The following is a 1,407-nucleotide window of genomic DNA, read 5'->3' as shown; positions in this document are numbered from 1 at the left end:
GTAGCGATTCTGACGTGCAAATCGWTCGTMTRACKTGRGTATAGGGGCGAAAGACTAATCGAACYRTCTAGTAGCTGGTTCCCTCYGAAGTTTCCCTCAGGATAGCTGGCATTCTGAGAAATAAACAGTTTTATCCGGTAAAGCGAATGATTAGAGGCATTGGGGATAAATCATCCTCAACCTATTCTCAAACTTTAAATGGGTGAGAAGCTTAACTCGCTTAATTGGAGTTTTGCATTGAATGTGAGTGCCAAGTGGGCCATTTTTGGTAAGCAGAACTGGCGMTGYGGGATGAACCAAACGTTCGGTTAAGGTGCCTAACACGACGCTCATGAGATACCACAAAAGGTGTTGGTTGGTCTAGACAGCAGGACGGTGGCCATGGAAGTCGGAAGCCGCTAAGGAGTGTGTAACAACTCACCTGCCGAATCAACCAGCCCTGAAAATGGATGGCGCTCGAGCGTTGGACCTATACCGGACCGTTGCTGTAAGCTGGGCCTATGCTGTGTGAGGGCAAGCTGCACTTGGTCCAGGCATGGAGTAACGGCAACGAGTAGGAGGGTCRCTGTGGCTAGCGGGAAGCCTCAGGCGTGAGCCTAGGTGAAGCAACCACAGGCGCAGATCTTGGTGGTAGTAGCAAMTATTCAAGTGAGAACCTTGAAGGCCGAGGTGGAGAAGGGTTCCATGGGAACAGCAGTTGACCATGGGTCAGGCGGTCCTAAGTGATCCGGTAAATCGGAACAGAGACGGGGTGCCTGACATTGTCCGTTCGCGGGCTTTGTTCAGTAATCTGCAAAGTACTGTTGCATTGCAGCCCCCTGTAGCGAAAGGGAATCGGGTTAATATTCCCGACCCTGTCCACGGAGATTGGTGTGTGTCGGGCCTTTGGTTCGGCGTGCGCCCAGCGCGGTAACGCAACCGACCTCGGAGACGTCGGCGGGAGTTCTGGGAAGAGTTCTCTTTTCTTTGTTAGGAGTGCATCCMCCCCCTGGAATCGGCTTGTCCGGAGATAGGGGGCTAGCCTCCGTAAAGCACCACCCTTCTTGTGGTGTCCGGAACGCTCCTGTCGGCCCTTGAAAATCCGAGCGAGGCAGTATAATTTTCGTGGCAGGCCGTACCCATATCCGCAGCAGGTCTCCAAGGTGAACAGCCTCTGGCAATTGAACAATGTAGGTAAGGGAAGKCGGCAAATTGGATCCGTAACTTCGGGAGAAGGATTGGCTCTGGGGGCCGAGTCAGACAGGCCGAGATCAGATACGTGTCGGTCCAGTTGGGGGCTGGTTTCTTTGCTGCTTTGTGTGCTTCGGTGCGCGTTGTGGTGAGGTTACYGGACTCTGACCCGGGTCGATCGTGGGCGGTTTCAGCTGTTAGTGTCGTGCAGCTAGCAACGCGCGAGGACTTGTTCCA

General features: G+C 53.7%; 1 rRNA gene. It reads left to right on the top strand.

Going from position 1 to position 1,407, the window contains the following annotated elements:
• Positions 1-1,407, top strand: a 23S ribosomal RNA gene (locus tag DLK05_RS18985); the annotation flags it as partial.

It is taken from the genome of Ancylomarina longa (assembly GCF_003996985.1).
GTDB lineage: Bacteria > Bacteroidota > Bacteroidia > Bacteroidales > Marinifilaceae > Ancylomarina_A > Ancylomarina_A longa.
The sequence above is the reverse complement of the archived record's forward strand: the minus strand, read 5'-3'. Positions and strand labels throughout refer to the sequence as shown.